Origin of the sequence: Bacillus sp. FSL K6-1284, from assembly GCF_038002625.1 — a bacterium.
Taxonomy (GTDB): Bacteria; Bacillota; Bacilli; order Bacillales; family Bacillaceae; genus Bacillus; species Bacillus paralicheniformis.
Window position 1 is genome coordinate 3,939,748 of the sequence record NZ_JBBOCW010000001.1, and the last position, 26,573, is coordinate 3,966,320.

The 26,573-nt window shown below is 45.8% G+C and carries 30 protein-coding genes; 3 read left to right on the plus strand and 27 right to left on the minus strand.

The features are described from left to right. Positions 1 to 124: 124 nt before the first annotated feature. The 25 genes from murA to MHB72_RS20260 form a co-directional block, all read right to left on the minus strand. Positions 125 to 1,435, minus strand: a complete 1,311-nt coding sequence (gene murA, locus MHB72_RS20140; RefSeq protein WP_216919331.1) for a UDP-N-acetylglucosamine 1-carboxyvinyltransferase — start codon at positions 1,433 to 1,435, stop codon at positions 125 to 127. 32 nt (positions 1,436 to 1,467) lie between these two features. Continuing rightward, positions 1,468 to 2,211, minus strand: coding sequence for a YwmB family TATA-box binding protein (locus MHB72_RS20145; protein ID WP_020453253.1), 744 nt, complete (start codon positions 2,209 to 2,211; stop codon positions 1,468 to 1,470). A 136-nt stretch (positions 2,212 to 2,347) separates the two neighbouring features. After that, positions 2,348 to 2,581, minus strand: coding sequence for a DUF1146 family protein (locus tag MHB72_RS20150; RefSeq protein WP_216919329.1), 234 nt, complete (start codon positions 2,579 to 2,581; stop codon positions 2,348 to 2,350). A 383-nt stretch (positions 2,582 to 2,964) separates the two neighbouring features. Further along, positions 2,965 to 3,360, minus strand: a complete 396-nt coding sequence (locus tag MHB72_RS20155; RefSeq protein ID WP_020453254.1) for a F0F1 ATP synthase subunit epsilon — start codon at positions 3,358 to 3,360, stop codon at positions 2,965 to 2,967. A gap of 23 nt (positions 3,361 to 3,383) precedes the next feature. Beyond that, positions 3,384 to 4,805 (minus strand): F0F1 ATP synthase subunit beta, encoded by a 1,422-nt coding sequence (gene atpD, locus MHB72_RS20160; protein ID WP_020453255.1) that lies wholly within the window; start codon positions 4,803 to 4,805, stop codon positions 3,384 to 3,386. 25 nt (positions 4,806 to 4,830) lie between these two features. Beyond that, on the minus strand, positions 4,831 to 5,685 hold the full coding sequence (gene atpG / locus MHB72_RS20165) for an ATP synthase F1 subunit gamma (RefSeq protein ID WP_020453256.1): 855 nt from the start codon (positions 5,683 to 5,685) through the stop codon (positions 4,831 to 4,833). Positions 5,686 to 5,773: 88 nt separating this feature from the next. Continuing rightward, positions 5,774 to 7,282 carry a F0F1 ATP synthase subunit alpha gene (gene atpA, locus MHB72_RS20170; RefSeq protein WP_020453257.1) on the minus strand — a complete coding sequence of 503 codons (1,509 nt, stop codon included), beginning with the start codon at positions 7,280 to 7,282 and terminating at the stop codon, positions 5,774 to 5,776. Between the two features lie 7 nt (positions 7,283 to 7,289). Continuing rightward, positions 7,290 to 7,844, minus strand: a complete 555-nt coding sequence (locus MHB72_RS20175; protein WP_020453258.1) for a F0F1 ATP synthase subunit delta — start codon at positions 7,842 to 7,844, stop codon at positions 7,290 to 7,292. After that, complete coding sequence (atpF, locus tag MHB72_RS20180) at positions 7,841 to 8,359, minus strand: F0F1 ATP synthase subunit B (protein WP_020453259.1); 519 nt, start codon at positions 8,357 to 8,359, stop codon at positions 7,841 to 7,843. The genes MHB72_RS20175 and atpF overlap by 4 nt, the downstream gene beginning before the upstream one ends. 174 nt (positions 8,360 to 8,533) lie before the next feature. Next, on the minus strand, positions 8,534 to 8,746 hold the full coding sequence (atpE, locus tag MHB72_RS20185; RefSeq protein ID WP_020453260.1) for a F0F1 ATP synthase subunit C: 213 nt from the start codon (positions 8,744 to 8,746) through the stop codon (positions 8,534 to 8,536). A gap of 49 nt (positions 8,747 to 8,795) precedes the next feature. Then, on the minus strand, positions 8,796 to 9,527 hold the full coding sequence (atpB, locus tag MHB72_RS20190; RefSeq protein WP_023857083.1) for a F0F1 ATP synthase subunit A: 732 nt from the start codon (positions 9,525 to 9,527) through the stop codon (positions 8,796 to 8,798). 7 nt (positions 9,528 to 9,534) lie between these two features. Further along, a complete protein-coding gene (locus MHB72_RS20195) occupies positions 9,535 to 9,918 on the minus strand; it encodes an ATP synthase subunit I (RefSeq protein WP_020453262.1) in 384 nt (127 codons plus the stop codon). Positions 9,919 to 10,318: 400 nt separating this feature from the next. Further along, a complete protein-coding gene (gene upp / locus MHB72_RS20200) occupies positions 10,319 to 10,948 on the minus strand; it encodes a uracil phosphoribosyltransferase (RefSeq protein ID WP_020453263.1) in 630 nt (209 codons plus the stop codon). Between the two features lie 127 nt (positions 10,949 to 11,075). Next, positions 11,076 to 12,323 (minus strand): serine hydroxymethyltransferase, encoded by a 1,248-nt coding sequence (gene glyA / locus MHB72_RS20205; protein WP_025810647.1) that lies wholly within the window; start codon positions 12,321 to 12,323, stop codon positions 11,076 to 11,078. 226 nt (positions 12,324 to 12,549) lie between these two features. Beyond that, the gene (locus tag MHB72_RS20210) at positions 12,550 to 13,092 is read right to left on the minus strand and encodes a TIGR01440 family protein (protein ID WP_026580236.1); all 543 of its coding nucleotides are present in this window, start codon (positions 13,090 to 13,092) and stop codon (positions 12,550 to 12,552) included. A gap of 15 nt (positions 13,093 to 13,107) precedes the next feature. Continuing rightward, positions 13,108 to 13,557, minus strand: coding sequence for a ribose 5-phosphate isomerase B (gene rpiB / locus MHB72_RS20215; RefSeq protein ID WP_003186021.1), 450 nt, complete (start codon positions 13,555 to 13,557; stop codon positions 13,108 to 13,110). A 137-nt stretch (positions 13,558 to 13,694) separates the two neighbouring features. After that, a complete protein-coding gene (locus MHB72_RS20220; protein WP_023857079.1) occupies positions 13,695 to 14,150 on the minus strand; it encodes a low molecular weight protein arginine phosphatase in 456 nt (151 codons plus the stop codon). A gap of 149 nt (positions 14,151 to 14,299) precedes the next feature. Further along, entirely contained in the window at positions 14,300 to 14,860 is a 561-nt protein-coding gene (locus MHB72_RS20225; protein ID WP_216919324.1) for a manganese efflux pump MntP, read from the minus strand. A 74-nt stretch (positions 14,861 to 14,934) separates the two neighbouring features. Beyond that, positions 14,935 to 15,978 (minus strand): L-threonylcarbamoyladenylate synthase, encoded by a 1,044-nt coding sequence (locus MHB72_RS20230; RefSeq protein WP_023857077.1) that lies wholly within the window; start codon positions 15,976 to 15,978, stop codon positions 14,935 to 14,937. Positions 15,979 to 16,135: 157 nt separating this feature from the next. Continuing rightward, positions 16,136 to 16,579 (minus strand): GNAT family N-acetyltransferase, encoded by a 444-nt coding sequence (locus MHB72_RS20235; RefSeq protein ID WP_023857076.1) that lies wholly within the window; start codon positions 16,577 to 16,579, stop codon positions 16,136 to 16,138. A gap of 343 nt (positions 16,580 to 16,922) precedes the next feature. Continuing rightward, positions 16,923 to 17,582, minus strand: coding sequence for a stage II sporulation protein R (gene spoIIR / locus MHB72_RS20240; RefSeq protein WP_020453271.1), 660 nt, complete (start codon positions 17,580 to 17,582; stop codon positions 16,923 to 16,925). Positions 17,583 to 17,702: 120 nt separating this feature from the next. Next, positions 17,703 to 18,887, minus strand: coding sequence for an MFS transporter (locus MHB72_RS20245; RefSeq protein ID WP_035337893.1), 1,185 nt, complete (start codon positions 18,885 to 18,887; stop codon positions 17,703 to 17,705). A 74-nt stretch (positions 18,888 to 18,961) separates the two neighbouring features. Then, the gene (locus tag MHB72_RS20250) at positions 18,962 to 20,008 is read right to left on the minus strand and encodes a Gfo/Idh/MocA family protein (protein WP_023857073.1); all 1,047 of its coding nucleotides are present in this window, start codon (positions 20,006 to 20,008) and stop codon (positions 18,962 to 18,964) included. A gap of 13 nt (positions 20,009 to 20,021) precedes the next feature. Then, positions 20,022 to 20,870 (minus strand): HAD-IIB family hydrolase, encoded by an 849-nt coding sequence (locus MHB72_RS20255; RefSeq protein WP_025810643.1) that lies wholly within the window; start codon positions 20,868 to 20,870, stop codon positions 20,022 to 20,024. Then, positions 20,857 to 22,170 (minus strand): DegT/DnrJ/EryC1/StrS family aminotransferase, encoded by a 1,314-nt coding sequence (locus MHB72_RS20260; protein ID WP_035337900.1) that lies wholly within the window; start codon positions 22,168 to 22,170, stop codon positions 20,857 to 20,859. Before MHB72_RS20260 ends, MHB72_RS20255 begins: the two co-directional genes overlap by 14 nt. 106 nt (positions 22,171 to 22,276) lie before the next feature. Between MHB72_RS20260 and MHB72_RS20265 the strand changes: the two genes are divergently transcribed. Both MHB72_RS20265 and MHB72_RS22935 read left to right on the plus strand, forming a co-directional pair. Further along, positions 22,277 to 23,266 (plus strand): LacI family DNA-binding transcriptional regulator, encoded by a 990-nt coding sequence (locus MHB72_RS20265; protein ID WP_020453276.1) that lies wholly within the window; start codon positions 22,277 to 22,279, stop codon positions 23,264 to 23,266. Between the two features lie 605 nt (positions 23,267 to 23,871). Next, the gene (locus MHB72_RS22935) at positions 23,872 to 24,000 is read left to right on the plus strand and encodes a hypothetical protein (RefSeq protein ID WP_373367299.1); all 129 of its coding nucleotides are present in this window, start codon (positions 23,872 to 23,874) and stop codon (positions 23,998 to 24,000) included. 33 nt (positions 24,001 to 24,033) lie between these two features. Here MHB72_RS22935 and prmC read toward each other — a convergent pair whose 3' ends face one another. Further along, the gene (prmC, locus tag MHB72_RS20270) at positions 24,034 to 24,900 is read right to left on the minus strand and encodes a peptide chain release factor N(5)-glutamine methyltransferase (RefSeq protein WP_145625080.1); all 867 of its coding nucleotides are present in this window, start codon (positions 24,898 to 24,900) and stop codon (positions 24,034 to 24,036) included. A 1-nt stretch (position 24,901) separates the two neighbouring features. Next, entirely contained in the window at positions 24,902 to 25,972 is a 1,071-nt protein-coding gene (prfA, locus tag MHB72_RS20275) for a peptide chain release factor 1 (protein ID WP_020453279.1), read from the minus strand. A gap of 135 nt (positions 25,973 to 26,107) precedes the next feature. Between prfA and gloA2 the strand changes: the two genes are divergently transcribed. Beyond that, positions 26,108 to 26,491 carry an SMU1112c/YaeR family gloxylase I-like metalloprotein gene (gene gloA2, locus MHB72_RS20280; RefSeq protein WP_020453280.1) on the plus strand — a complete coding sequence of 128 codons (384 nt, stop codon included), beginning with the start codon at positions 26,108 to 26,110 and terminating at the stop codon, positions 26,489 to 26,491. The last annotated feature ends 82 nt before the right edge of the window (positions 26,492 to 26,573 follow it).

Below are 26,573 nucleotides of genomic sequence, written 5' to 3' on the forward strand. Positions count from 1 at the left end.
AACTGCGGCTGCGTATTTTAAAAGCCATTCTTGTGCATAATGATAGATATGGGAGACATACTGATATAGAATACTTGAAACATAAAAATCAGTATGCCGGATGACATACTGATTTCACGTTGATTTATGCGTTTAAATCGGATACAACTTCTTTATTTTCAATATGAACCGCTTCTTCATCGTTAACGCGCTCAATATCAGCACCGATACCGGCAAGTTTTTGGTGGAAGTTGACATATCCCCGGTCTAAATGTTTTAATTCGGTTACGCGCGTATGACCGTCAGCGACAAGGCCAGCAAGGATAAGAGCTGCGCCGGCGCGAAGATCCGTTGCGGCCACCTCAGCACCTTGAAGCTGCACAGGACCATTAATAATGACAGAACGGCCTTCGATTTTAATATCTCCGTTCATACGGCGGAATTCTTCCGCATGCATGAAGCGGTTCTCAAAGACGGTTTCTGTGATCATGCTGGTTCCATTTGCGCGCATCAAAAGAGCCATCATCTGAGACTGCATATCAGTCGGGAAACCTGGATGTGGCATTGTTTTTAAATCAATAGGCTTCAATTCAGAAGGACCGATGATCCGAAGACCGTCTCCTTCTTCCATGATTTGAACGCCCATTTCTTCCATTTTCGCAATTAAAGATGTTAAGTGCTCAGGAACCGCTCCCTTTACCAGTACGTTCCCTTCGGTAATCGCAGCGGCAACCATGAACGTACCCGCCTCGATCCGGTCAGGAATAATGGTATGTTTTGTACCATGAAGCGCCCTAACGCCTTCAATTTTAATGGTGCCTGTACCGGCACCCCGAATTTTACCGCCCATTGCATTGATATAGTTAGCCAGATCAACGATTTCAGGCTCTTTAGCAGCATTTTCGAGCGTTGTCGTGCCCTCAGCCAAAGCTGCAGCCATGATCAGGTTTTCAGTTGCTCCGACACTAGGAAAATCAAGATAAATTTTTGCGCCTTGAAGGCGGCCTTCTACAGTCGCTTCAATAAAGCCGTTTCCGACTTTAATTTTTGCGCCCATTGCTTCAAAGCCTTTCAGATGCTGATCGATCGGTCTTGAACCGATTGCACATCCTCCAGGCAAAGCCACTCTCGAGTGACCTGTGCGAGCAAGAAGCGGACCCATCACCAATACAGATGCGCGCATTTTACGAACATATTCAAACGGAGCTTCCGTAGACAAAGTGCGAGATGCATCAACCGTTACTGTATTATTTTCAAAATGTACACTTGCGCCTAAATGACGTAACACTTCGTTAATCGTATATACATCGGAGAGCGTAGGCACATCACATATTACGCTTTTTTCTTCACTGGCTAATAAAGATGCAGCGATAACTGGTAAAACGGCATTTTTTGCTCCTTCAACTTTGACTGTGCCGTTTAACTTTCGACCGCCGCGGACGATGATTTTTTCCAAGGTATTCCCCTCCGCGTCCCAATTTCTCTATATTAATATTCAGTCGTGACGATTGGTGTGCCAACCGTGACGGTAAGTTTTTCGCCCATTCCCGCATTTCTAAGCGAGACTTGCAGATTCATACGGTGTTTTTCTGTCTTGATGGATTCTTTCCACTCGTTAGTGTAAGCAGAAATAGAAACGAAATTTGGTTCGATTAAATCTTCAACTGACTTTGCATCAAATTCATGTACTAGTTCATTTGCTTTTTTTTGCAAAACAACATTCATCATACCATTTAAATGGCCCTTTAGACAAGTAAAAATTGCGGTCTTTTCTCGCATTATGTCGAATGCATCCCGTTCAAACTGCTTATATGTAGTATTCCAGTTTTCCCGTGGTCCCGCGCCTTTTTGCTCATACAATAAATACGAAACAAGTCTCTGGTTTTTGTGGGTGGATACCAAATGTATTTTGGAATTGATGTGATTTTTTTTGTCCTGAAAAACACCTGTTGCTTTAACTGTATCATCGTCTTCCCGCGTTATAGTCCATTGATATTGTCGATGCTGTTTCTTGAAATGTTTCAGTTTTGCAAAAAAATCTTTTTCACTTAGGGTAAGCTGCTTTTTTGTATGCAGGGTCCATTCTTCAAGCTCGACATCATGGCGGCTCAAACCTTCCGCCAGCTGTTCCAGCGGCGTATTGCCCGCTGCTTCAAGCGATTGAAAGACATGAACAATTAAAAATAAAACCACAATAAAAATGAGGGCATTAACCGTTTGTTTTGTCTTCATTCCGCATCATCCTCTCCTACTCTCCATTGTTGACGGATCGTAGGAAAAGCATACGTGGAAAAACAAGGTCCCCCGGTGATTTTGCGGAATGCGGCGTTACCCACATTTGTCCATTCCCAAAAATTCTTTTACTCAATCATGAAAATAAATTTTGAAGCTGTCTGGAATAATAAAGATAGTCCAGGAAAAAATTGCTGACGGTGGAGCCGACGGCGATTGTAATGATGATCATTAACACCCTCGCCTGAATGACTTTTCCTTTCCTGATAAGCGGATCAATTTTGACCGCCAGAAGAGCCCACCAAGTCAATGCAATAAAAAAAAGATGAACGATGATACTGACAGCAGCCTGTTGTCCGATCTCTTCCATTATTGATGACGCCTCCTTACGTTCCAGCCGGTTTGGTGGCTCCGGCCTGCCTAGTCTCTTCTGCTGTGGGATAAAGGAATGATGCCGGTCATTTCAAGTCATTTTAACAGTTTTGATGTTTCATGTTAAGACGTTCATGGATAGAACTTTTTCCCATAGATGGAGTGATCCTCTGTTGCCTGAGGCCAATGTTGAGGAGTTTGCTTGAATGTCTTACATCCTCTTTCTGGCGGAAGAGAACATAGCTTACTATTTTGTATTATAGATAGATTCAAACTAAAAAGGCGAACAATTTGTGAACTTTTTTCAACATTTTCAATTCTGTTTAATCATGAATATAAAAGAACCCTTCCCATCCTTAAATATGGGAAGGATCCTCATCTTTATCTCGCAACATCCAACCGGTTAATCGCGCGTTTTAAAGCAAGCTCTGCCCGAATAATGTCAACATCTGGCGTATGCTTTTGCAAACGTTCCTCGGCACGCCGTTTTGCGGCCAAGGCGCGTTCTTTGTCAATTTGTTCAGATGTTTCCGCCGTCTGGGCCAGAATGGTGACATGGTCAGGGCGGACTTCAACTATGCCCCCGCTGACGGCAACCAGCTCAGTTTGACCGTCTTTTTTCAGACGGACTGCAGCAATTTTTAGCGGAGCAACCGTCGGAATATGGCCGGGTAAAATACCAAGCTCACCGCTCTCTGCTCGAACGCTTACCATTTCTATATCCGCATCGTATACTGGGCCGTCGGGAGTAACGATATTGACTTTTAAGGTCTTCATGCTTTTACCCTCCTAGGACCAGATTATACTTCTACACCCATTTCTTTCGCTTTTTCGACAACTTCTTCGATTCGGCCGACAAGACGGAAAGCGTCCTCTGGAAGGTGATCATACTTACCTTCAAGGATTTCTTTAAAGCCTTTTACCGTTTCTTTGACAGGAACGTAAGAACCTTTTTGTCCTGTAAACTGTTCAGCTACGTGGAAGTTTTGCGATAGGAAGAACTGTACGCGGCGCGCACGGCTGACGACAAGCTTATCATCGTCAGAAAGCTCATCCATACCGAGAATCGCAATGATATCCTGAAGCTCTTTATAGCGCTGCAGGATTTGCTGTACTTGGCGGGCCACTTGATAGTGCTCTTCTCCGACGATTTCTGGCGCAAGTGCACGAGAAGTTGAAGCCAGAGGGTCAACCGCAGGGTAAATACCCATTTCAGACAGCTTACGCTCAAGGTTTGTTGTCGCATCCAAGTGAGCGAACGTTGTTGCCGGTGCCGGGTCAGTATAGTCATCGGCAGGAACGTAGATCGCCTGAATCGATGTAACGGAACCGACATTTGTAGAAGTGATCCGTTCCTGAAGCTGACCCATTTCAGTTGCAAGCGTCGGCTGATAACCAACCGCAGACGGCATGCGTCCAAGAAGTGCAGATACTTCAGATCCGGCTTGAGTGAATCGGAAGATGTTATCGATAAAGAACAATACGTCCTGGCCTTCTTTATCACGGAAATGCTCTGCCATTGTAAGTCCTGTCAAGGCAACGCGCATCCGCGCACCAGGCGGCTCGTTCATCTGACCGAAGACCATTGCCGTTTTGCCGATAACGCCGGAATCTTTCATTTCATAGTAAAGGTCGTTTCCTTCACGCGTACGCTCGCCGACACCCGCGAATACAGAGATACCGCCGTGCTCTTGAGCGATGTTGTTGATTAGCTCCTGAATCAAGACGGTTTTTCCAACTCCCGCTCCTCCGAAAAGACCGATTTTTCCGCCTTTAATATATGGAGCGAGCAAGTCGACGACTTTAATACCCGTCTCTAAGATTTCAACCTCTGTTGATAGCTGATCAAATGTTGGAGCTTCTCTGTGAATCGGATCTTTGGCAGCATCAGCCGGAAGCGGCTCATCCAAATCGATGTTTTCCCCGAGTACATTAAATACGCGGCCGAGTGTCACGTTTCCGACCGGAACGGAGATCGGCTCTCCCAGGTCGATGGCTTCCATTCCGCGTGTAACACCGTCAGTTGAAGCCATTGCAATCGTCCGAACTGAATCATCACCCAAGTGAAGCGCTACTTCAAGGGTAAGTTCGATATCTACTTCATTCTCGTTCTGCGCTTTATGTGTAACTTTAATCGCATTATATATTTCAGGCAAGTGACCGTCTTCAAAACGAACGTCTACGACCGGTCCCAATACCTGGCTAACGCGTCCTTTTTTCATCTCTATCCCTCCTGACAAGCTTTTTCTATTCTAAGGCAGCTGCACCGCCGACAATTTCCGTAATCTCCTGCGTAATCGCCGCCTGACGAGCACGGTTGTAAGACAGTTCGAGGTCAGCGATAAGCTCTTTCGCATTGTCCGTTGCGTTTTTCATCGCTGTCATCCGCGCAGCATGTTCACTCGCTTTACTGTCCAGAATCGCGCCGAAAATCAAGCTCTCAGCGTACTGAGGCAGAAGCACTTCCAAAATTTCTTCTTCGTCCGGTTCAAATTCATAGGAAGTTCTTTTTTTGTTTGGCGCGATATCTGATAATGGCAGCAGCTTTTTCTCCGTCACCTCTTGAGAAATCGCGCTGACAAAGTGGTTGTAGAACAAGTAAAGTTCATCAAATGTCTCATCGATAAACATTTGTATCGTACTGTTCGCCAAATCCTTAATTTCTGGAAAGGAAACTTCGTCCCTGATGCCGGTCATTTCGGAAATAACCGGGATGCCGCGTTTTTTGAAGAACTCGCGTCCCATTTTTCCGATCGCGATGACCGCATATTCGTCTTTTGACTGATGGCGTTCCTGGATTTTCTGGTACGCTTTGCGGAGAACGTTAGCGTTAAAAGCGCCGGCAAGTCCGCGGTCAGATGTGATGACCAGATAGCCGGTCCGCTTCACGGGACGGCTCGACATCATCGGATGCGTTCCGGTGTATCCAAGCGCAATATCAGCAACGACTTCCTGCATTTTCTCCATGTATGGAACGAACGATTTCGCTTTACTCTCAGCGCGGTTCAGCTTTGAGGCAGAAACCATTTGCTGAGCTTTGGTGATTTGACTCGTTTTTTTATTTGAAGTAATTCTGGATTTAATATCCCGTAATGAGGCCAAAAGGTTTCACCACCTTTTTGTTTTCAAATTCACTCCGAATTTACGTGAAAAAGAGAGAAAAAGAAGATCTTTTTCTCACTTCAAATGTTTAGTTACTGGGTGCAAACGTACGTTTAAAGCCTTCGATCGCAGCCTTCATGTCCTCGTCGGCCGGAAGGTTTCCTGTCTGAGCAATTGAATCAAGGAGATCTTTATGGTTTTGATCAAGGTACATAAAGAACTCTTCTTCAAAGCGTCTGATGTCCTCTACAGGCACATCATCGAGGAATCCGCGGGTCAGGGCATAAAGAATGGCAACCTGCTTTTCGACGCGGAGCGGCTGGTTCAGATCCTGTTTCAGAACTTCCACTGTACGGGCTCCACGGTTCAGCTTGGCCTGCGTCGCTTTATCAAGGTCAGATCCGAACTGTGCAAATGACTCAAGCTCGCGATAAGATGCCAAGTCAAGACGAAGCGTACCGGCTACTTTCTTCATCGCTTTGATTTGCGCAGATCCGCCGACACGGGATACCGATAATCCAGGGTTGACGGCAGGGCGCACGCCTGAGAAGAACAAATCAGACTGCAGGAAGATCTGTCCGTCTGTGATTGAGATGACGTTTGTCGGAATATAGGCTGAAATGTCGCCAGCCTGCGTTTCAACAAACGGCAATGCTGTTAAAGATCCTCCGCCTTTAGCGTCGCTCAGTTTCGCAGCGCGCTCAAGCAAGCGGGAGTGCAGGTAGAATACATCTCCAGGGAATGCTTCACGGCCTGGAGGACGGCGCAGAAGCAAGGAAAGTTCACGATAAGCCGTCGCTTGTTTTGAAAGGTCGTCATACACAACCAGCACGTGTTTTCCGTTGTACATGAATTCTTCACCCATCGTAACACCCGCATACGGCGCTAGATACAATAGCGGTGCAGGCTGTGAAGCGGAAGCTGTGACAACGATGGTATAGTCAAGAGCGCCTTTTTTGCGCAGCGTTTCAACGACACCGCGAACAGTCGATTCTTTCTGACCGATCGCAACATAGATACAAATCATGTCCTGATCTCTTTGGTTCAAGATCGTGTCAATCGCAATCGATGTTTTACCCGTCTGACGGTCACCGATGATCAGCTCACGCTGACCGCGGCCGATAGGAATCAGCGCATCGATCGGTTTAATTCCCGTTTGAAGCGGTTCATGAACGGATTTACGATCCATAACACCAGGTGCCGGGCTTTCGATCGGACGGGTTTTGCTTGTGAGAACCGGGCCCATTCCGTCTACAGGCTGACCGAGCGGATTGACAACGCGGCCGAGCAGCTCTTCACCGACGGGAACTTCCATGATCCGTCCGGTTCTTTTGACTTCGTCACCTTCACGGATGTCTTTGTAAGGTCCCAAAATAACGATACCTACGTTTGATTCTTCAAGGTTCTGAGCTAAGCCCAGCACACCGTTTGAAAATTCGACAAGCTCACCTGCCATACAGTTATCAAGGCCGTGCACGCGTGCGATACCGTCACCGACCTGAATTACCGTACCTACGTCGTGAACTTCTATTTCAGACTGATAATTTTCAATTTGCTGTTTAATAAGAGTGCTAATTTCTTCAGCTTTGATGCTCACTTAGGTTTCACCCCTTCTTTCGATTTTCGCCTGCTAATTGACGTTCTATCCGGTCAAGCTTCCCTCTTACACTGCCGTCATAAATACGGTTCCCGATGCGGATTTTTACTCCGCCGATCAGATCCGGATTCACTTCGTTTCTGACGCGCAGTGAAGCGGCGCCTGCTTCTTTTGCAAACACTTGAGAAAAAGAGGAAATTTCCTCTTCACTGAGCGGTTTTACAGAGTATACGATCGCGTCTTCCGTCCCGCGGAACCGGTTCGCCATTTTTACATAATCGTCCGCGAGATCCGGGACGATTGACGTGCGGCTGCGGTCAACGAGAAGATAAAGCGTATGTAAGACTGCAGTCGAAACAGATCCGAACGAGTCTTTTAAAATCTGCTTTTTCTTTTCAGCGGGCACTTTAGGATGACTCAGAACGGCATTGAGGTCTTTATGATCAATAAATATCTTCTTAACGACGGTCAGCTCTTCTTCTATTTCATTGACCTTCTTGGATTCAAGGGCAATGTCAAACAAAGCGGCTGCGTAGCGTTTGGAGACAGCTGATTGGCTCATCGGCTTTCTCCCACTTCTTTAAGATAGTCTTGGATCAATTTTTCCTGGGCTTGTTCGTCAAGCTCTTTTTCGATCACTTTCGAAGCGATCATCACAGACAGTGATGCAACCTGCTCACGTAGCGCGCTGACAGCCTGGTCTCTTTCTTTGACGATCTCGCTTCTGGCTGATTCTTTCATGCGTTCTGCTTCCTGGCGCGCAGCCTTGATGATTTCATCCTTTTGCTGTTCTCCCAGTTTTTTCGCGTTTTCAATCAGAGAATGGGATTCTTCACGCGCTTCTTTCAAAAGCGCCTGCTGCTCTTCAATGAGCTTCTTCGCTTCTTCATTCTTTTTCTCGGCAGAGGAAATCTCTCCGGTAATGTAGTCTTCACGCTCTTTCATTATATTTAATAGCGGCCCTAAAGCGTATTTCTTCAAGAGCGCTAACAAAATCAGCATGGCAACAAGCTGGAACAGCATTGTTCCGGCATTAAACCCTACTCCTGCACCCATAACCTGTGGTAAAAAAGACATCGAATACGGCAACTCCCTTCTTGCAGATTATCTCTCCGAGGCCATCGAAAAAATGTTCTCCCTCTTTTTTCAAGAGGTTGTTTCTTCCGGCCGTTATGACAGTTCAAGCAACCATAAAGCAATGGCGAAGGCCTCTTGCAGTGATCTTCGCCATTTTACTAGTTATATAAGTTTTTAGCCGAAGAATGCTAAGAACGCGATAACAACAGCGATAATCGGAAGGGCCTCAACCAATGCTACCCCGATGAACATAAGCGTTCTTAATTCTTTACCAGCCTCAGGCTGACGTGCGATTCCTTCTACTGTACGTGATACGATAAGTCCGTTACCAATACCTGCACCAAGTGCACCTAATCCAATTGCGATTGCAGCTGCTATTAAATTCATGAAAAAGTTCCTCCTTTAAATTGTTATCCTTTTCGGATATGTCTTGTTTTTAGTGTTCATGACTTACTTTGTGAGACATGTAAACCATTGTTAACATCGTGAAGATGAATGCCTGGATTGTACCTACGAACAAGCTGAACGCCTGCCATAAGATCATCGGCACAACCGCTCCAATGGTTCCAACCAGCCCCATGAAAATGCTTTGAGAATAGAAGTTGGTTGCCATTCCGGCAAGAAGGCCGAGCAGAATTTCGCCGGCGAAAATATTACCGTAAAGACGCAATCCCAATGTTAATGTATTCGCAAATTCTTCAATAATTTTGAGCGGCACTAAATACGGAATTGGTCTGAAGAAATCTTTGGTATACTCCCCCAACCCTTTTCTTTTCACTCCGTAGTAATGAGTGAGGCCTACTACCATGACGGCGAGGGTTAAAGTAACCGCCGGATCGGCTGTCGGGGATTTCCACCATAATTCATGGCCTACTGTAATGGAAAACGGAAGGCCGAGCATGTTGGCAACAAATATGTACATCAGCAGGGTTATGCCAAGGGCGAGAAAGTCTCTGCCGACTTTAAGATCCATTGTGCTGCCGATAATATTGCGAACAAAGTCGACAATCCACTCCATAAAGTTCTGGGCTTTCGTCGGCCGGATCGCGAGTGTTCTTGTGGTCAGCACCGCTATCAGAAAGACGATGATGCTTGTCACAGTAATCATTAAGATACTTGATACATCAAAGTTAAGGCCTAAAAAGTTAACAACTCTTGATTCGTGCAAAGGGTCTTCACCTCTCTTCCATTGATGAACGTTTTAGCTGGATAAAGGAATCTATCATAATGACAGGATAAATTGTCATCAACCCCACAATGACGCCTGCCAAATGAATATATTCAGGGTATTTATAAGCAATGGCCGCCGCGATAATGGCGTTGCACAATCTGGAAGCAGTCCCGAGAGAACGGATCATTTTGCCTTTTGCCACTGCTTTATCGAAGGCCTGCATCCTTTTGGTCAGCAGCCAGAGATTGAAATAGCTGAAAACAGTGCCGGTAATCAGGCCTAAAAAAATCGCCTGAAATGGCAGAAATCCATAGCCCAACACGCAGACTGCTAAAATATATAGGACATATTTTTGTTGCCTACGGAATGAAAGACTCGCATCGGTCATCAAATACGCTCCTGATGTGAAAATTTTAAATCTATCTTACGATTACGGTAAACTAGGCGGTCTGACCATTTTACAGAACGTAGTGTTCTGTTCAAGACTTCACACACTCCGAAAATTCTCGGGCCGGTGATCTGTCTGTCGCCTGCAAATATGGGGTTTTCAAAGGATTTTAACAGAGGACTGGTCATTATGATAACCGCTATGAAAACCTTATCATAATAGCCTATTTTAGCATACAATAGCCCCCCTGAGGTGTCAATCTGTTTAAAGTTAAAAAACTATTCATAATCACAGCGTCTCTCACAAAATGTTCACAAATTCGCCCCATTTAAGACGCACACATGTTTAATTATGGTATAAAACACAAAAAAAGAAAACCCTTTTTCAGGATTTTCTTACATTATTTCGTTCCGAACATGCGGTCTCCGGCGTCGCCCAATCCGGGAACGATATATCCTTTTTCATTTAGTTTCTCATCCAAAGCGGCAATGTAAATGTCAACATCAGGATGATGCTTCTGAACTTCGTCTACACCTTCCGGAGCAGCGATCAGACACATAAAACGGATATTTTTTGCGCCGCGTTTCTTCAAGCTGTTCAGTGCCTCTACCGCCGAACCTCCGGTAGCCAGCATCGGATCGACGACGATGAATTCGCGTTCTTCAACATCGGATGGAAGCTTGACATAATATTCAACAGGCTTCAATGTTTCAGGATCACGGTAAAGCCCGACATGTCCGACTTTTGCAGCGGGAATCAGCTTCAAAATTCCGTCTACCATTCCCAGTCCCGCTCTTAGAATCGGAACAACCCCGAGTTTTTTTCCGGCGATGACGTTTGACTTTGCCATTTGCACAGGAGTTTCTACATTCACTTCCTCCAGCGGCAGGTCCCGCGTAATCTCAAATGCCATCAGCGTTGCAACCTCATCAACAAGCTCTCTGAATTCTTTTGTTCCGGTCTCTACATCCCGGATGTATGTAAGCTTATGCTGTATAAGAGGGTGGTCAAACACATATACCTTTCCCATATCCGTTTTCAGCTCCTTTTTTTCACACACTTCTATTGATTCTACATAAAAAAACAGCTTGTTTCAACAAAAATCAGGAGACAATTTTATGAAAAAAGCCGCCCCTTTTGGGAGCGGCACAAATATCTTAGTAATCAAGCCCGGTATATAACGGGTATTTGCTTGTCAGCGCTTCTACGCGCTGTTTTGCTTCTTCCAGCTTCGCTTCGTCTTCATGGTTTTTAAGGGCAAGCGCGATGATCGCTCCCACTTCTTCGATCGCTTCCAGATCAAAGCCGCGGCTTGTCACGGCTGCTGTACCTACGCGGATTCCGCTCGTTACGAAAGGTTTTTCAGGATCATAAGGAATCGCGTTTTTGTTGACGGTGATGCCGACTTCATCAAGAACATTTTCAGCCACTTTTCCGGTCATGCCGAGAGAGCGCAGGTCGACCAGCACAAGATGGTTATCCGTTCCGCCTGATACGAGCTCGATGCCCTCTTTTTTCAATGTTTCAGCCAAGTGCTTCGCATTATTGATGACATTTTGGGCGTATGTTTTGAATTCGTCTTTTAAAGCTTCGCCAAAGGAAACAGCCTTTGCAGCGATCACGTGCATTAACGGTCCGCCTTGAATTCCAGGGAAGATCGACTTGTCGATTTGCTTTGCAAACTCTTCACGGCAAAGAATCATGCCGCCGCGCGGTCCGCGAAGCGTTTTATGAGTTGTCGTCGTCACAAAGTCAGAGTAAGGAACAGGATTCGGGTGAAGACCTGCTGCTACAAGTCCGGCGATATGCGCCATGTCTACCATCACATAGGCTCCGACTTCATCAGCGATTTCGCGGAACTTTTTAAAATCGATGGTGCGCGGATACGCGCTTGCCCCGGCCACGATCAGCTTAGGCTTATGTTTAAGCGCTTTTTCACGTACATCTTCGTAGTCAATATACTGCGTCTCTTTATCAACACCGTATTCAACGAAATTGTACTGAACACCGCTGAAGTTGACAGGGCTGCCGTGCGTTAAATGTCCGCCATGAGCAAGGTTCATTCCCAATACGGTGTCACCGTGCTCTAAAATCGTGAAGTATACCGCCATGTTCGCTTGTGCGCCGGAATGCGGCTGAACGTTGACGTGCTCGGCGCCGAAAATCTGCTTGGCGCGGTCGCGCGCGATATCCTCTGCGACATCTACATGCTCACATCCGCCGTAGTAGCGTTTACCAGGATATCCTTCCGCATATTTATTTGTTAAAACCGAGCCTTGAGCTTCCATAACCGCTTCGCTTACAAAGTTTTCAGAAGCGATCAGCTCAATCTTCGACTGTTGACGTTTCCGCTCATCTTGAATGGCGCTAAAAACTTGTTCATCTTGCGCAGGTAAATGTTTCATCAGCGAGATCCTCTCCTATCTGTTTCCATTTCGTTAATTATACCATCTCATTGTACACGGTTTTTCATGCAAATGTAAGAGATTATTTTTAAAAATCGTTTTTTATTATTGGAAAAACCGAATATTAAACGAATAGACAAATCATATAGTTCGACATATCATTTGTTCAAAAAATTATTTTAATAAAGAAAAAAAGCCTGTCCGGCTCTTCCCCCCGCTTCTTCCGCTACTCCGCTTCATAGACGGCGCGGACGCCTCCAATCAGCTTCGGCCTTGTCCGCGCAAGCGTCACATGCGCTTCGCCCAGCTGTTTTTGAGAGACGCGGACAGGAACGGCCACAGGCTTTAAATGCATCCCTATAAACGTGTCGCCGATGTCGATCCCCGCATCGGCCTCTATTTGTTCAACAAGGACAGGAGCCTTCATATGTTGATAGGCATATGAAGCCATGGAACCCCCCGCTTTCGGAACAGGAACAGCAAAAACAACGGGAAGACGGTATGCTTTCGCCGTTTCTTCCTCGACAACCAACGCCCTGTTTAAATGCTCGCAGCATTGAAAAGCAAGGGCGACTCCTGTTTGATCCCTGAGCTCTTCTAAGCCTTTGTAGACCGCTTCAGCGATTTGTCTGCTTCCCGAAGTGCCGATTCGCCTTCCGGCCACCTCGCTTGTGCTGCATCCGATGACGACGATGTGGCCGTTGCGTAAATTTGCCTGCTGATGAAATTCATCTAATATAGAACGCCATGTTTGTTCGAGATTCTTCATGATTGACGACACCCTTTATTCATGCTTGTCTTCATAATCGGCGATTTTTCCGATGCGGACAGCGTGCCGCCCGGCTGAAAACTCAGTCGTAAGCCAAACCTTTGCAATCTCTCTCGCTAAACCAGGGCCGATCACCCGTTCACCCATCGCAAGAACATTCGTGTCATTGTGCTCTCTTGTCATTTTCGCGCTGAAAACGTCGTGGACAAGGGCGCAGCGGATGCCTTTTACTTTATTGGCGGAAATGCTCATGCCGATTCCTGTTCCGCATATTAAAATGCCTCTGTCAGCTTCCCCGTTCGCCACTTTTTGCGCGACCGGAAACGCATAATCCGGGTAGTCCACAGATCCTGAACCGCATTCGCAGCCGTAATCTTCGTATTCGATGTTCAATTCATCCATCAATGCCATAATTTCTTTTCTGATATTGATTCCGCCGTGATCTGAAGCAATGATTACTTTCATTGGAATGACTCCTCCTCGTTTGATGTGCCGCCAAAAGTCTCGTGCAGACCGTTAAGCAGTATACAGCCGCTATATATTTCTGATTGATCATGTCTATTGTACCCGCTGCCGCTCGATTTGCAAACGCTCCTTAGCTTCTATTCCCGAGATTTTCCCGCCAGCATTTCTGCCAATTTTTTCAGCAGCTGCTCCAGCTCATCTCTCGTTTTTTGATAGTCGCTGAGAGATCCGCCGAACGGGTCAATGATGTCCCCGCTTTCTCCTTTGACATACTCTTTCAGCGTATAGATTTTATCTCGGCTCTTTGAAAATTCATGTACTGCCACCTGTTTGTGCTGCTCCGTCATCGTCAACACGAGATCCGCCCATTCAACCTTCTCCTCGGAAAGCTGTGAAGATGTATGATTCAGAGCGATGTTTTTTTCAAAAAGCGCTTCGACTGCATATAAAGAAGCTTTTCCGTTTTCAGGAGCAAACAACCCGGCAGATTTGACGGAGACATCCAGTTTTTTTTCGGCAGCCGCAGATTTAAAAAGCGCTTCCGCCATCGGGCTGCGGCACGTATTTCCAGTACAGACAAATAGTATGTTCAATCCTGTTCACTCCTTTGTTCATATTATAAAGGATTCAGCGGAAAATAATAAAATCCGCTCCAGAAATCAAAAAAGAGAGGATCTCTCCCCTCTTTTTCTAAGTTTCATTATGTTATGCAAAGCGGGAAAAAGATTTTCTCCTCTTTCAATTAAATGGGCAGCAAAAGCTTCAGGCCGAAGCTCAGTAGGATGGCTCCTCCGAGCGCTTCGCTGTAAGCTCCAAGCCACGTTTGAACCTTTTTTCCAAGCAGCAGACCCGCCCAAGTTAACACCATGCTGAACAAACCGAACAAAAAGATCGTTAATAGCGGTTTCGTCCCGTAGAGGCCGAGGCTGAGACCGACTGAAAAGCTGTCGAGGCTGACGCCGACGGCAAAAATGAATAAGCCGAAGCCGTGCGGAGAGATGACCTGCTCCCCGCTTTTATTAAAAGATGCGGCAATCATCTGAATGCCCAGCACCAATAAAAGCGCTCCTCCAAGATACCCCGCAAGCGCACCAAGCGCGCCCGAAAGAAACTGTCCCGCAATCATACCGCCAAGCGGCATGATGACATGGAACAATCCAATAATGACGCCGATTTGAAAGATTTGGTTCCTTTTCAGCTTGGCCATTCCCATTCCAAGACCGACTGAAAAGGCATCCATGCCGAGTGCAAAAGCCATGATCGAGAGCGTCAGGATTTCGCCTATTAACACATCAACATTCATGCAATTCCCCCTTGGACACGCCAGCTTTTCTAGCTTATGCACGTCCAAAGGCGGATAGAACAACCCTGCTTAGGCTACGCTTCGATTACGCGATGGCCTGCCGCTTTCAAGAGCCGGTTCATAATCGCCCGGCCCACCCCTTCCTCAGGGAAAGACTCAGCAAAAATAAAATCGAGCTGTTCTTCGTCAAAGCTGCGGAGAATGTCATACAAACCGGCGGCAACCGTTTCAAGACGGTCTCTTCTGCCGCAGATGCGGACGGCATCCGCCTGATAGGCACCGGCCCGTTCCTCTGTCGTAAGGACGCCGACTTTCATGCCGTCTTTCTGATATTGGCCGATCAGCCGTTGAATATCTTCAACGCTTCCGTTCACAATGGCAAGCGGGGCTTCCGGTGCATAATGCGTATATTTCATCCCGGGAGACATCGGCGCCTTTTTTTCGTCGGTGAGGCCCTGGTCAATCAAGACAGAGCCGGCCGCTTCTTCGAGCTGCTCTTTTGTGACGCCGCCCGGCCTCAAAATGACCGGAATTTCCCCGGTGCATGAAACAACTGTTGATTCAACCCCTACTCCTGTAGGACCGCCGTCAACGATACCTGCAATCCTTCCATTTAAATCGTGAACGACATGCTCGGCTTTCGTCGGACTCGGTTTCCCGGACAGATTGGCGCTCGGGGCGGCCACCGGAACGCCGGCCTGTCTAATCAGCTCAAGGGCAACAGGATGATCAGGCATTCTGACCGCGACCGTATCGAGCCCCGCCGTCACCTTTGTGGATAACACCCCGGGTCTGCAAGGCAGTACAAGGGTCAGCGGTCCGGGCCAAAAACGCTTCATCAGCATTTCGGCCTGAGGCGAATCAACCTCTGCAAATTCTCCGAGCTGTTCAATTTCAGCGATGTGGACAATGAGCGGATTGTCGCTCGGACGCCCTTTCGCTTCGTATATTTTAGCTACTGCTTCGCTGTGTTTGGCGTTTGCACCAAGACCGTAAACCGTCTCTGTCGGAAAAGCAACCGTTTCATTTTGCTTGAGCAGTCTTGCCGCTTGTGCAATTTGTGGACAGTTTGTGGACAAATCACGTTTTACATCCACAGTCCATACTTTTGTTTTCATTAACATCAAAACTCCCTTAACAAAACACTAAAAACGTTAATCATTCATGTAAATCCTGTTGAAAGTATAAAAGATGAAGAAAAAGAAAACAAGCGTTGTCCACATTTTGTGGATAACGCTTTTGAATCCGTGGATATCTCTGTGTATAAGTTAACGGCTAATTAGACGTTTTCTCCATCAAAACGGCTCCGTTTACGCTCAACGAGTCTGAAACATGCTCTGATCCATCAAGCTCTTCCGGAATTGCCGCAGCTTGTTTAAAACCGAGCACTTCAAGGAAATCCATCGATGTTCGTTTATTGGCAACTAAATACAGGGTTTGGATTCCCCGCTTTTCACACAATACCTGCATGCTTTGAAACAGGGAAACGATGTGGCCCTGGCTGAGCTTGTCAGACACGACAAGCGAGCGCAGCAGCCCTTTTTTGTTTTCAAATTCCTCCATTCCGAGGCAGGCGACGATTTCATCGGGAGGGTCTTCCATCATGATAAACTGGCTCTTCGCTTCCTCAATGCCTTTATGGCTTGTCCCCGCCTTTTTTAAAAACGCTTCGATCGCATTCATGTCTTTCATTTCCGCTAACCTCAATTGGTAGAACATCTTTTCACCCCGTTTTTTAACTTCTCTATCCAATCTATGAGGGCGACAGTAAAATATACCTTTTGATTTGGAAGAAAGCCGGCAATTCATTTTTCAATTTTGATTAGCAGGAACTAATGCTTTGAATGAGTATGCAAATGAACTCTGTACTGGTGATAAGACAGTTTCTCTTTCTACCGGGCAATGTAATTGACACATCAGAAAGGGACAGAAGGTGTATATTCGAAAAGCAGTATTTTCCCTGAACCGTTTTGGAAAATTATATCATATTCAAAAGCGTGAATAACCATCATGAAAAAACAAACAGTAAAAAACCGCCCTGCACGAAAGCACGGCGGTTCCTTTAAGAAAAAAGCCCGGTAATCCATTCGACAAGAAAAAATTTCACTTCTTTGTCTTCTTTATCTTTGCCAGATACCGCTTCATCTGCAGCGACTGTTTTTTCTTCCCGGGCGTTTTCCCCGGCATCGGTTTGTTCGTCTTCAGGCGACTTTACGGCTTCCCCATTGGAAAAATCAAGAAAGCAAAGCGGCGGAAACAGGACACACCACCAGTTGGCTCCCTCTCCCTTGCCTAATGTAATTAAAACAGCCTCATATTCTCCGGCTGGATACACCATATTGCCGTATAGCTTTGTCGGAAATGAAACTCGATCAAAACGGACAGACACGGATTGCCGGACATTTTCGCGCTTCATAACATCCTTGGCAACCTCTTTGATTTCGGGCAGCTTCGACCTGATGACTTGTCTCGCTTCCTCAACCGAGGTCAGGTTTTCCACCCATTTCGTAATTTGTTTATTGACCTCATCCCTGATTTTGCGTTTGACGCTTTGGTCGCTCCCGCTGTCGCTGTTTGCCAAAATCCGCAGCCGAATCGCTTCATCTGGAATCACGGCAGGCTTCCCGTCTGATGATTGGGCCGTCTCTTCCGTCGTGAGATTTGCAAGCGCTCCTATTAATAAAAGAAAAATATACATACAGGCAATGTTTGATTTCTTCATTTTCCCCACCGTTCCTCTCCGTTCTTCAACCTTTTCTAGCAATATTATGGTCAAAGATGGAACGGTTTAAACGGATGCTGAAAAAAATTCTACTAAGCTTGTAATCTCTTCCTAAAAGGTCTACATATCCAAATGGCTCTGCTTGTTTTTTTGCAGGCCGGATAAAAAAATCACCGCGCTGATCACGAGCAGCAAGCCCCCCAATCCGCCGAACAGCAGAAACGGGAAGACAGCCGCTACGCTTGCATCAATCGCCCAGCCGATCAAAAATGAAAGAAGCGCTCCTCCCAGACTTGCGGATGAAATGAAGAGACTGGTGATTTCCTCTGTAAAAGGCTTTCCAGCCAACGAGGCCAGAGTGACGGCGCACGGAAAAATGCCGGCTGCCGAGAGCCCGATGAAAAATACGAGGAGCAGCTGTGTTTGATGAACCGGAAACCATGCCAGAATCAAAAGCAAAACAGTCAAGGCTCCGGCACTGAAGATCAGAAAGGCAACGGAAGTCAAGCGTCCGCCAAAAATACTTGTCAACAAACGCCCGCACACCATTCCCGTCCAAAAAAACGAAACGCTGATCACGCTGATTTCTTCTGCTCCTTTTTCCAGCATCAGCGCCGGCAAAAAGTTTGCGAAATTGGTCTCGATACCCGCATATACAAAAGCGAATATGAGAAAGAGGAAAATGCTTTTTTCTTTCCTTCCGGTTTCAAATATGGCTGACACAGTCGGTTTTTCCTGATAAGTCATTTGACCGGAAGCAGTGTCAGGGGTTTTTCTGCACAAATAAACCACCCACATACACGCAAGCACAAAAACGAAGATAAATAAAGCATACAAGGGGAAATGCCAGGCATATCGTTCCGTAAGGATATAAATAAGAAAAGGAAACAGCAAAGCGCCCAATCCGAAAAAAACCTCTAAAATATTCATCCCCTTCGCATTTTTATCTTGGGCAATCACATACGCTCCCATCGTCGTTTCTAAAGTACCGGCGCCAAAGCCGAGCAAAAACCCCATGATGACAAAAAAGATGAACATATCAAAAAGGAACACGCCTAAAAGCGTTACGAGAATAAGAAGAAGGCCAAACGTCAATACAGCCGCATGAGAGGTGCGCCTGACAAATATCGGCGCAAGCAGGACACCGATTAGAAAACCGGTGAATTGGAAAAAGATCAGGAAGGATAGATCATGAACATCCCGGTGATATTCTTGAATGATATAAGGTGACAGGCTCCCCAGCAGGATATGGATAACCCCTACGAGAAAATAAAACGAACAGCCGAATAGAAATATTTTTTTCATTAGACTCACTCCTTCGTTGCAGACCATAAAACCCTTGCGGCTATTGGCACGGCCGGCAAGGGCTTTTCGCAATGCTAGTTTGCTTGTTTTGAAAGGGACAGCTGCTGACCTTTATTGAAAAATTCATTTAAGTAGAACTGCGTCTTGTATCCATCATCAAAAGTGGCAAGAGGTGCGAAATTGCGATCCCGAATTCCGTTCATCCATTGAATCAGCTGAACTCTGAAGGAATCGGCCCATCCGTAAAATTCATTTTCAGGGTCTGTCAGCCACGTGTCCGGCATTGTTATCATCTGCTCCGTCAATCCGGTCCTCAGCAAAAACTGATTTTTCTGCCGTGAATGATAGTAGAATACGCCGTTTTGGCCATTGACCTCGATGCTAAAGCCGCACTCATCCGTTTTTGTGCATTTTGACGTAATCATATTGACAAACACATGATTTTCAAGCTGGCCGTATACTTCAGAATGATCATCAACATATACCTGTTTTTGTTCTTTTTCTTTGACGACCGTCATCATTTTGACTTTTAAACTGTCCAGTTTAAACGGGCTGTCGAACAAATAAAGAATGAGATCGATTAAATGCACACCCAAATCTCCTAATGCCCCGCTCGTTTTATTGCTTTTCGAATGATCGCGCCAAGTATATTTTTTTCTTCTCAAGGCGCTGTTTTTCTTAAAATGGACATTGATGGACAAGATATCTCCAAGTTCATTGCCGGATAGCATATCTTTTAGGCGCTGAACAAATGTGAGATGGCGGTAATTGAAGCCCATGATCGGAATATAAGCAGATTGAGACGCCCTGTTTTTCATCTCCTCCGCTTCCTCCATTGAGACAGCCATCGGTTTTTCACACAATACATACTTACCTGCGGCCATCGCTTCAAGCACATGTTCTTTATGGCAAAAGTTCGGCGATGAAACGATGACTGCCGTCGACTGATTCAACAGCTCCTGCATACTGTTAAATGTGGTTCCTCCATATTCAAACGCACATTTGCGCGAGGCAAGCGAGTTGATATCAAAAAACCCGGAAAGCTCGGCACCTTTGACTGTTGAAAGAGCTTTCGCATGAGCTTTTGCAATTCCTCCTGCTCCAATAATTCCGATTTTCATCTAAGGACACTCCTTATCTTTTGATATGGGCTTTTAGCACTTCTAAAATTCCAGCCGTATAGCTGCCTTCTGTCATACGGGAATGGAGCGACTTTGCTTCTGCTGTCGCATTCCCCACCAGATAACCATGTCCGGTTTTTTTAAGCATATCCACATCGTTTCCGCTGTCGCCGAAAGCAAATGAATTCTCCCTCTCTATCGCGAATTTATTCAATATAAAATCCACAATGTACGGTTTGCCTGTCCGCAAAGGGATAAAGTCCACATCATAGCTGTTTTCCGGATCGCCTGCCAAAGGGTTGCAGCGATTGATATTTACTCCTATTTCATGCTCTCTTGCAAGCCGTCTGATGGCTTCAAGCGCCCTCTTATCTGTGTTCTCATCCGACGATCTATAGTAATAGTTGATTTTATAGCGGGAAAAACCATGCTGAGTCTGAGGCACAAGCTCAATCTCATATTTTTTAGAGAGAGTCTGCTTGATTTCTTCGACCAGATCATGGGAGAAATTCGATTCTTGCAATCGGGCTTCCCAATCTTTATCAGAGACTTGGCCTTCTTCAGAGAAATACGTGATCTCAGTGCCAAGGTCACTGGCGACAAAATGCGGAAGATATCGAAAGCCTCCCCGCTTCATTTTTGCAAGAACAGATGACAGGCTGCTCCCGGTCACCCAGCCGAGCAAAATCTTGTGATCGAGATGGTTCGAATGAATAAATGTTTCAAGGTCCATGAGCGCTTTCCTCGATTCATCGGTGATGCTGTGGGCGAAATATGTCTCATCAAAATCGCAAAATACGGCGTACTTCGGCTTGTTTACTTGCTGCAAAGTGTGAAAAGAAAGTGTTTCATGATACGACATCAATTAAGGCCTCCATTACTTTGTCTTGTTCTTCTACGGTGAGTCCCGGATAGAGAGGAAGCTGAAGCATTTGTTTATGCACTGATTCAGTGACCGGCAGCGATGTATGCTGATAATCGGCTTTTACAAGTGGTGTGTTTTGATGATGGGATAAAATCGGGTAGTATATATCTGTTTGGACATTATGAAATTTAAGCATCATATCTTTGACTTGGTCTCGATTTCCGCTTATCATTTTAATTGTAAACAAATGCCATACATGATCATCGGTCATTTGAGGCAATTGGATCAGACCTCTGTCTTCATACTGCTGCAAATGCGTAATATAACGATCTGCTAAATATAAGCGCTTCAGATTATTTAATGAAAGATGTTTCATCCTTGCCAGTCCAATAGCGGCTTGCAGATTATCAATCTTAGCGTTAAAGCCGTAATCAGCAGCCTTTTTATTTTTTTGATTCAGTTCAAAGCCGTGGTACATATATTCCATGCATGCGGATGCAAATGATGGATCATCCGTCACAATTGCGCCTGCTTTTCCGCAAGTGCCGAGATTTTTATACGGATTAAAGCTTAATATGGAGCAAAGGCTGTTTTTTCCCAGATCGGAAACGCCGATCGACTGGCAGGCGTCTTCAATAATCGGGATGCCGTATTTATCAGCGATTTTTGCAATGCCTTCCATGTCTGGCAGCTTTCCATAAAGGTGTACAGGCAAAATGCATTTCGTTTTCAAAGTGATGCATGCTTCAAGTTCAGAAGGATCCATGCAAAATGTAACAGGGTCAATATCGCAGAAAACCGGAGTGCCTCCAGCTGCAAGCACGGCGTTTTCCGTTGCAGCAAAGCTGTTTGCAGGCATAATGACTTCATCACCTTGTCCAATACCCGCAGCTTTCAGTGCGACAATCATGGCATCGGTTCCGCTGGAGGAAGCCATGACATGCTTTTTTCTCAAAAGAGCGGCTATTTCAGCTTCAAATACACCGACATAAGAACCGCTTGTAAATTGCCCGGTCGGCAGCACGCCTTTCACCGCATGAATCACGTCATCTACTTCTTCTTCTGTGATCAGTCGATGAAGCGGCATAAAATCAACTCTGGAGGGCGGAGAATCCATTCTGTTTAGCAAATTGGCGGTCAAGTCGAATTGATCCTGCTGCAATGTCTCTTTTAATTTTTGATTAGCCAGTGTGTCGTCTATACGGCATTCACCAGCGTGCTTCCCTTCCTTCAAATCATTCAGAAGGACAAATAGCTGTTTGCTTGTGCAAGTCATGTTTTCGCTTGCGGTTTTCATCAATTTCACCCCATTTTTATTATTTTGGGAAATTGTCATATTTCATGACATATCTTAAATGATGGAATCGATACCATAACAACTCTTTTTTTCAGGAAGTGACTTTATGCCTACGATTGACGAAATTGCAAAATTAAGTAATGTGTCAAAAACAACTGTTTCAAGAGTACTGAACGACCATCCTTATGTATCTGAAGAAAAAAGGAAGCGTGTTTTGGAAGTCATCGAAAAATTGGACTACATTCCGAACACCTCTGCACGAAAGCTCAGATCCAACAAAACGATGTTTCTCGCAGTGTCTGTCCCTCACGCGGACCATCCATTCTTCGCGCAGCTCATGAAGCATGTGTCCGCTGAAGCACTGAAACACCAATACAAAGTCATTGTGTTTCAGACGTTTTATCAAAAGCAGAATGAACTGAAAGTACTGGAGCTGCTCAAGAGGAAAGAAGTCGACGGGCTTATGTTATGCAGCCTTGAAAATGAGTGGGAAGACATCAAAAAATACGTCAAATACGGTCCTGTGGTCTTGGCAAATGAATTCCACGCCGAAGCGGACGTGCCGGTGATCTGCTATGACGAATTCGAAGCCGGATATAAAGGAACGGAGCTTTTTATTCAAAAAGGGCATCATTTAATGGCCTTCTGCTGTGACACGATACACAGCAAGGCCCAGATTATGAGAAAAGAAGGGTTTATGAAAGCATTGTCTGATGCGGGTTTACATTTCCAGGAGAAGTGGATGTTCAGCCACGCATTTACCATTCATGACGGCTTCCGTATTATGGACCAGATCCACAACATGTCCGAAAAGCCGACCGCCATTTTTACGGGAAACGACCAAGTGGCCGCAGGAATTATTAAAAGGGCCCGCTATTATCAATATGAAGTGCCAAAGCAGCTTGCAGTGCTTGGATATGATAATCAATCGATCTGTGAGGTGACCGATCCGGAAATCACGACAATCGATATACCTGTTGAAGAGCTGGCTCAAAAAGCCGTATGTGCAATGGTAAACCACCTAAATGGGGAAAGCGGATTACAGAGGGATGTCGTGACCCTGTCTCCTACATTAAAAATCAGACAATCTGTTTAGGGTATATATTAATCTTGAACTATTTTTTATTTTATTCAGATAAAATTTTTGTTAAAAAACGGTAAAGAAGGCCTTCTGAACGGTCATGGCTGCGGTTGCTGTTTTTTAACAAAAAAGACCGCCGGGAATTTGAACTGCCCCTCTTTTGTTAGACACACTTCACAATTGGAGGTGCAGTTTTTAAAATTTACAGTTGAGGAAATTCGCACAGTGTCTTTCATGGGTGGATTCGCAATACCGATATCATGGAGAAGACGCGTCTAAAAAGCCTATACAAGCTATTCTGCCGAAGATAAACCAAAAGGTACTTCACTCGAAAATGGGACATCTATCCGTGAAACAGCTTGAAACCGGAGGAATAGGTACCCTAAAAAGCGGCGTTCACCTATGAAGAAGGATCAGACGAAGGGACCCAAGCGGAAATTGAACGCCTGCGGATGGAGAATGCCTGCTTAAAAAAGTTGAAAGCCTTAGTTCAAAACAACGAAACATCACATAAAGCATGTCCCGTAAAGGCAACTGTCACGGCAATGCGGTGGCGGAAAGCTTCTTTTAGCATTTTAAAATCAGAATTCATTTATTTTAAAGAATTTGGAGCGTCGAACATTTCAAAAAAGGACCCGCATAGTATATTGATTCTCTACAATCACAAACGGATCAAGATCAAATTAAAAGGCATGAAACCTGGTACTATACCGGAATCATGCCAGTCAAACTGCTTCATGAGATTTTAACTTTTTAGGGTCACTTCATTTCCGGCGGTTTCCTTAACGATGTTGCTCAATTACCGCGCAGACGATGCGGTCTTTTCCATTAAGATCCTTTTTCACCCGTACGTCAGCATCAGGAAAGAACCGGTGAAACATGTCTTTGACGGCATTCCCCTGAGTCCAGCCGATTTCAAACACCACCAGTGCCTGATCTGCGATGACAAATGGAATTTCTTTCATGAAACGCTTATAAAACTGCAATCCGTCAGCACCGTCCGTCAAAGCCCCGGCGGGTTCATGAAGACGTACGACATCTGACAGCGTCTTCATGTCTTCCTCAGATATATAAGGTGGATTTGAAACGATGACATCAGCTTTCTTCTGTCGCTTGATAAGCGGCTCAAGCAAATCGCCGCCGATAAAATCCACTTTCGCCCCAAGCCGGTCAGCGTTGTGTCTTGCCGTGCTTAAAGCTTGTTCCGAAATATCCGTCGCCGTGACGGAAAAACGCGGGCTCTCAAGCGCAAGAGTCACCGCAATCGCCCCGCTTCCTGTACCGATATCGACGGCTTTAAGGCGATCTGTTCCGTGAAAAACTCTTTCCGCTTCAGAAAGAACAGCTTCAACGACTTCCTCTGTTTCAGGACGCGGAATCAAAACGTGTTCATTTACGGAAAATTCCCGTCCGTAAAAGGATTCTTTTCCGGTGATATATTGAACAGGCAATCCTTGATGATGAAGCTCGACAGATTTTTTAAACCGCGAAAAATCAGACTCTGATATGACATCATGGAAGCTTGCCAACAGTTTGCTGCGGTCGATGTTCAGCTGATCTGTCAGCAAAATTTCCGCGGCATTCCGGTCTCTTCCCGCTTCGGCCAAATAAGAAGAAGCCCATTTAAGGGCTTCAAATACCGTCTTCATCTCAGCTTTCCGCCTCTTGCAGCTTGCTTGCCTGGTCTTCTACGATCAGCGCGTCGATGACTTCGTCAAGCTTGCCTTCAAGGATCTGGTCGAGCTTTTGGATCGTCAAGCCGATCCGGTGATCAGTGACGCGGTTTTGCGGAAAGTTATACGTGCGGATGCGCTCTGAACGGTCCCCTGTTCCGACTGCGGATTTTCGGTTTTGATCATATTCAGCCTGAGCTTCCTGCTGAAATTTATCGTAAATTCGCGCGCGCAGAACTTTCATCGCTTTTTCTTTGTTTTTGATCTGAGATTTCTCATCTTGGCAAGACACGACAACACCTGTCGGAAGGTGGGTCAGACGGACGGCTGACATCGTCGTATTGACGCTTTGCCCTCCCGGACCGCTCGACGCGAAGGTGTCGACACGGATGTCTTTTTCATGAATATCCACTTCTACCTCTTCAGCCTCAGGAAGACAGGCTACCGTTGCCGTGGATGTATGGATGCGCCCGCCGGATTCGGTCTCTGGAACGCGCTGTACGCGGTGTGCGCCGTTCTCATACTTCAGCCTTGAGTATGCGCCGTTCCCATTGATCATAAAAATGATCTCTTTATATCCGCCTGTGCCTGTCATATTCGCTTCCATCACTTCTGTTTTCCAGCCTTGGAGCTCTGCGTAGCGGCTGTACATGCGGTACAGGTTTCCGGCAAACAAAGCAGCCTCTTCTCCGCCCGCTGCGCCGCGGATTTCCATGATAACGTTTTTGTCATCGTTCGGATCTTTCGGGATCAGCAATACCTTCAGCTGGTCTGTGAGCGACTCGATTTCTTCCTGCAGTTCGGAAATTTCCTCTTTAACCATCTCGCGCATATCGGAGTCCAGCTTTTCCTCAAGCATCGCTTTGGCATCGCTCAGCTGTTCCGACGCGCTCCGATAACGTCTGTATACTTCAACTGTTTCCTGTAAATCAGATTGTTCTTTCGAATATTCTCTAAGCTTCTTCGGATCGTTGACAACTTCCGGATCGCTTAATAGTTCATTTAATTTTTCGTACCGGTCCTCTATCGATTTTAAACGGTCTAACACGCTATTCACCTCTGTTTGCTGTGCGTAACATTCTAATTATAGTACAGGGACTCCTCCCCGTCAAAACAACTTCGCCGTTATCGGCAGCTGCCGCATCTTTTTGCTATACTTTTAAGAAAAAAGGAGCTTAACTCAATGCTGGAATCGATTCATCACATCGCTATCATATGCTCGGATTATGAAGCATCCAAAACATTCTATGTCGACAAGCTCGGACTTGAGATTCTGAGCGAAACGTACAGAAAGGACCGGGATTCTTATAAACTGGATCTCTCATTAAACGGCCGCTATGTCATCGAGCTGTTTTCTTTTCCAGATCCGCCCGAGCGCCTTACCAGACCAGAAGCTGCCGGGCTCCGCCATTTGGCTTTCACAGTGGCCGATCTTGATCAGACCGTCAAGGAGCTCAAGCAAAAAGGCATCATTGCCGAACCGGTTCGCACCGATCCCGGAACAGGCAAGCGCTATACGTTCTTCTCCGATCCGGACGGCCTGCCTTTAGAGCTTTACGAGGCATAGCAACGCCTTCGCCATCTGTGGAAAAACCGCTTTCTTTGCCGAATCCCTTCTTCTTTTGTCTAACAGGAAGGAAGCTTTTCAT

Bases quoted from the DNA above. Each gene is read 5' to 3' on its own strand.
- atpF (WP_020453259.1), bottom strand. From the start codon at position 8,359: ATGTCTTTTTTACCACAGGTTATGGGTGCAGGAGTAGGGTTTAATGCC.
- MHB72_RS20245 (WP_035337893.1), bottom strand. From the start codon at position 18,887: ATGAAAAAAATATTTCTATTCGGCTGTTCGTTTTATTTTCTCGTAGGG.
- MHB72_RS20255 (WP_025810643.1), bottom strand. From the start codon at position 20,870: ATGTCGTATCATGAAACACTTTCTTTTCACACTTTGCAGCAAGTAAAC.
- MHB72_RS20210 (WP_026580236.1), bottom strand. From the start codon at position 13,092: ATGAAGAATCTCGAACAAACATGGCGTTCTATATTAGATGAATTTCAT.
- spoIIR (WP_020453271.1), bottom strand. From the start codon at position 17,582: ATGAAGAAATCAAACATTGCCTGTATGTATATTTTTCTTTTATTAATA.
- gloA2 (WP_020453280.1), top strand. From the start codon at position 26,108: ATGCTGGAATCGATTCATCACATCGCTATCATATGCTCGGATTATGAA.
- prmC (WP_145625080.1), bottom strand. From the start codon at position 24,900: ATGAAGACGGTATTTGAAGCCCTTAAATGGGCTTCTTCTTATTTGGCC.
- MHB72_RS20235 (WP_023857076.1), bottom strand. From the start codon at position 16,579: ATGTTCTACCAATTGAGGTTAGCGGAAATGAAAGACATGAATGCGATC.
- glyA (WP_025810647.1), bottom strand. From the start codon at position 12,323: ATGAAACATTTACCTGCGCAAGATGAACAAGTTTTTAGCGCCATTCAA.
- MHB72_RS20175 (WP_020453258.1), bottom strand. From the start codon at position 7,844: ATGAGCCAATCAGCTGTCTCCAAACGCTACGCAGCCGCTTTGTTTGAC.
- atpD (WP_020453255.1), bottom strand. From the start codon at position 4,805: ATGAAAAAAGGACGCGTTAGCCAGGTATTGGGACCGGTCGTAGACGTT.
- MHB72_RS20260 (WP_035337900.1), bottom strand. From the start codon at position 22,170: ATGAAAACCGCAAGCGAAAACATGACTTGCACAAGCAAACAGCTATTT.
- MHB72_RS20265 (WP_020453276.1), top strand. From the start codon at position 22,277: ATGCCTACGATTGACGAAATTGCAAAATTAAGTAATGTGTCAAAAACA.
- MHB72_RS20195 (WP_020453262.1), bottom strand. From the start codon at position 9,918: ATGACCGATGCGAGTCTTTCATTCCGTAGGCAACAAAAATATGTCCTA.
- atpE (WP_020453260.1), bottom strand. From the start codon at position 8,746: ATGAATTTAATAGCAGCTGCAATCGCAATTGGATTAGGTGCACTTGGT.
- rpiB (WP_003186021.1), bottom strand. From the start codon at position 13,557: ATGAAAGTAATCATTGCTTCAGATCACGGCGGAATCAATATCAGAAAA.
- upp (WP_020453263.1), bottom strand. From the start codon at position 10,948: ATGGGAAAGGTATATGTGTTTGACCACCCTCTTATACAGCATAAGCTT.
- MHB72_RS20150 (WP_216919329.1), bottom strand. From the start codon at position 2,581: ATGGAAGAGATCGGACAACAGGCTGCTGTCAGTATCATCGTTCATCTT.
- MHB72_RS20250 (WP_023857073.1), bottom strand. From the start codon at position 20,008: ATGAAAATCGGAATTATTGGAGCAGGAGGAATTGCAAAAGCTCATGCG.
- MHB72_RS20225 (WP_216919324.1), bottom strand. From the start codon at position 14,860: ATGAATGTTGATGTGTTAATAGGCGAAATCCTGACGCTCTCGATCATG.
- MHB72_RS20155 (WP_020453254.1), bottom strand. From the start codon at position 3,360: ATGAAGACCTTAAAAGTCAATATCGTTACTCCCGACGGCCCAGTATAC.
- MHB72_RS20230 (WP_023857077.1), bottom strand. From the start codon at position 15,978: ATGAAAACAAAAGTATGGACTGTGGATGTAAAACGTGATTTGTCCACA.
- MHB72_RS20145 (WP_020453253.1), bottom strand. From the start codon at position 2,211: ATGAAGACAAAACAAACGGTTAATGCCCTCATTTTTATTGTGGTTTTA.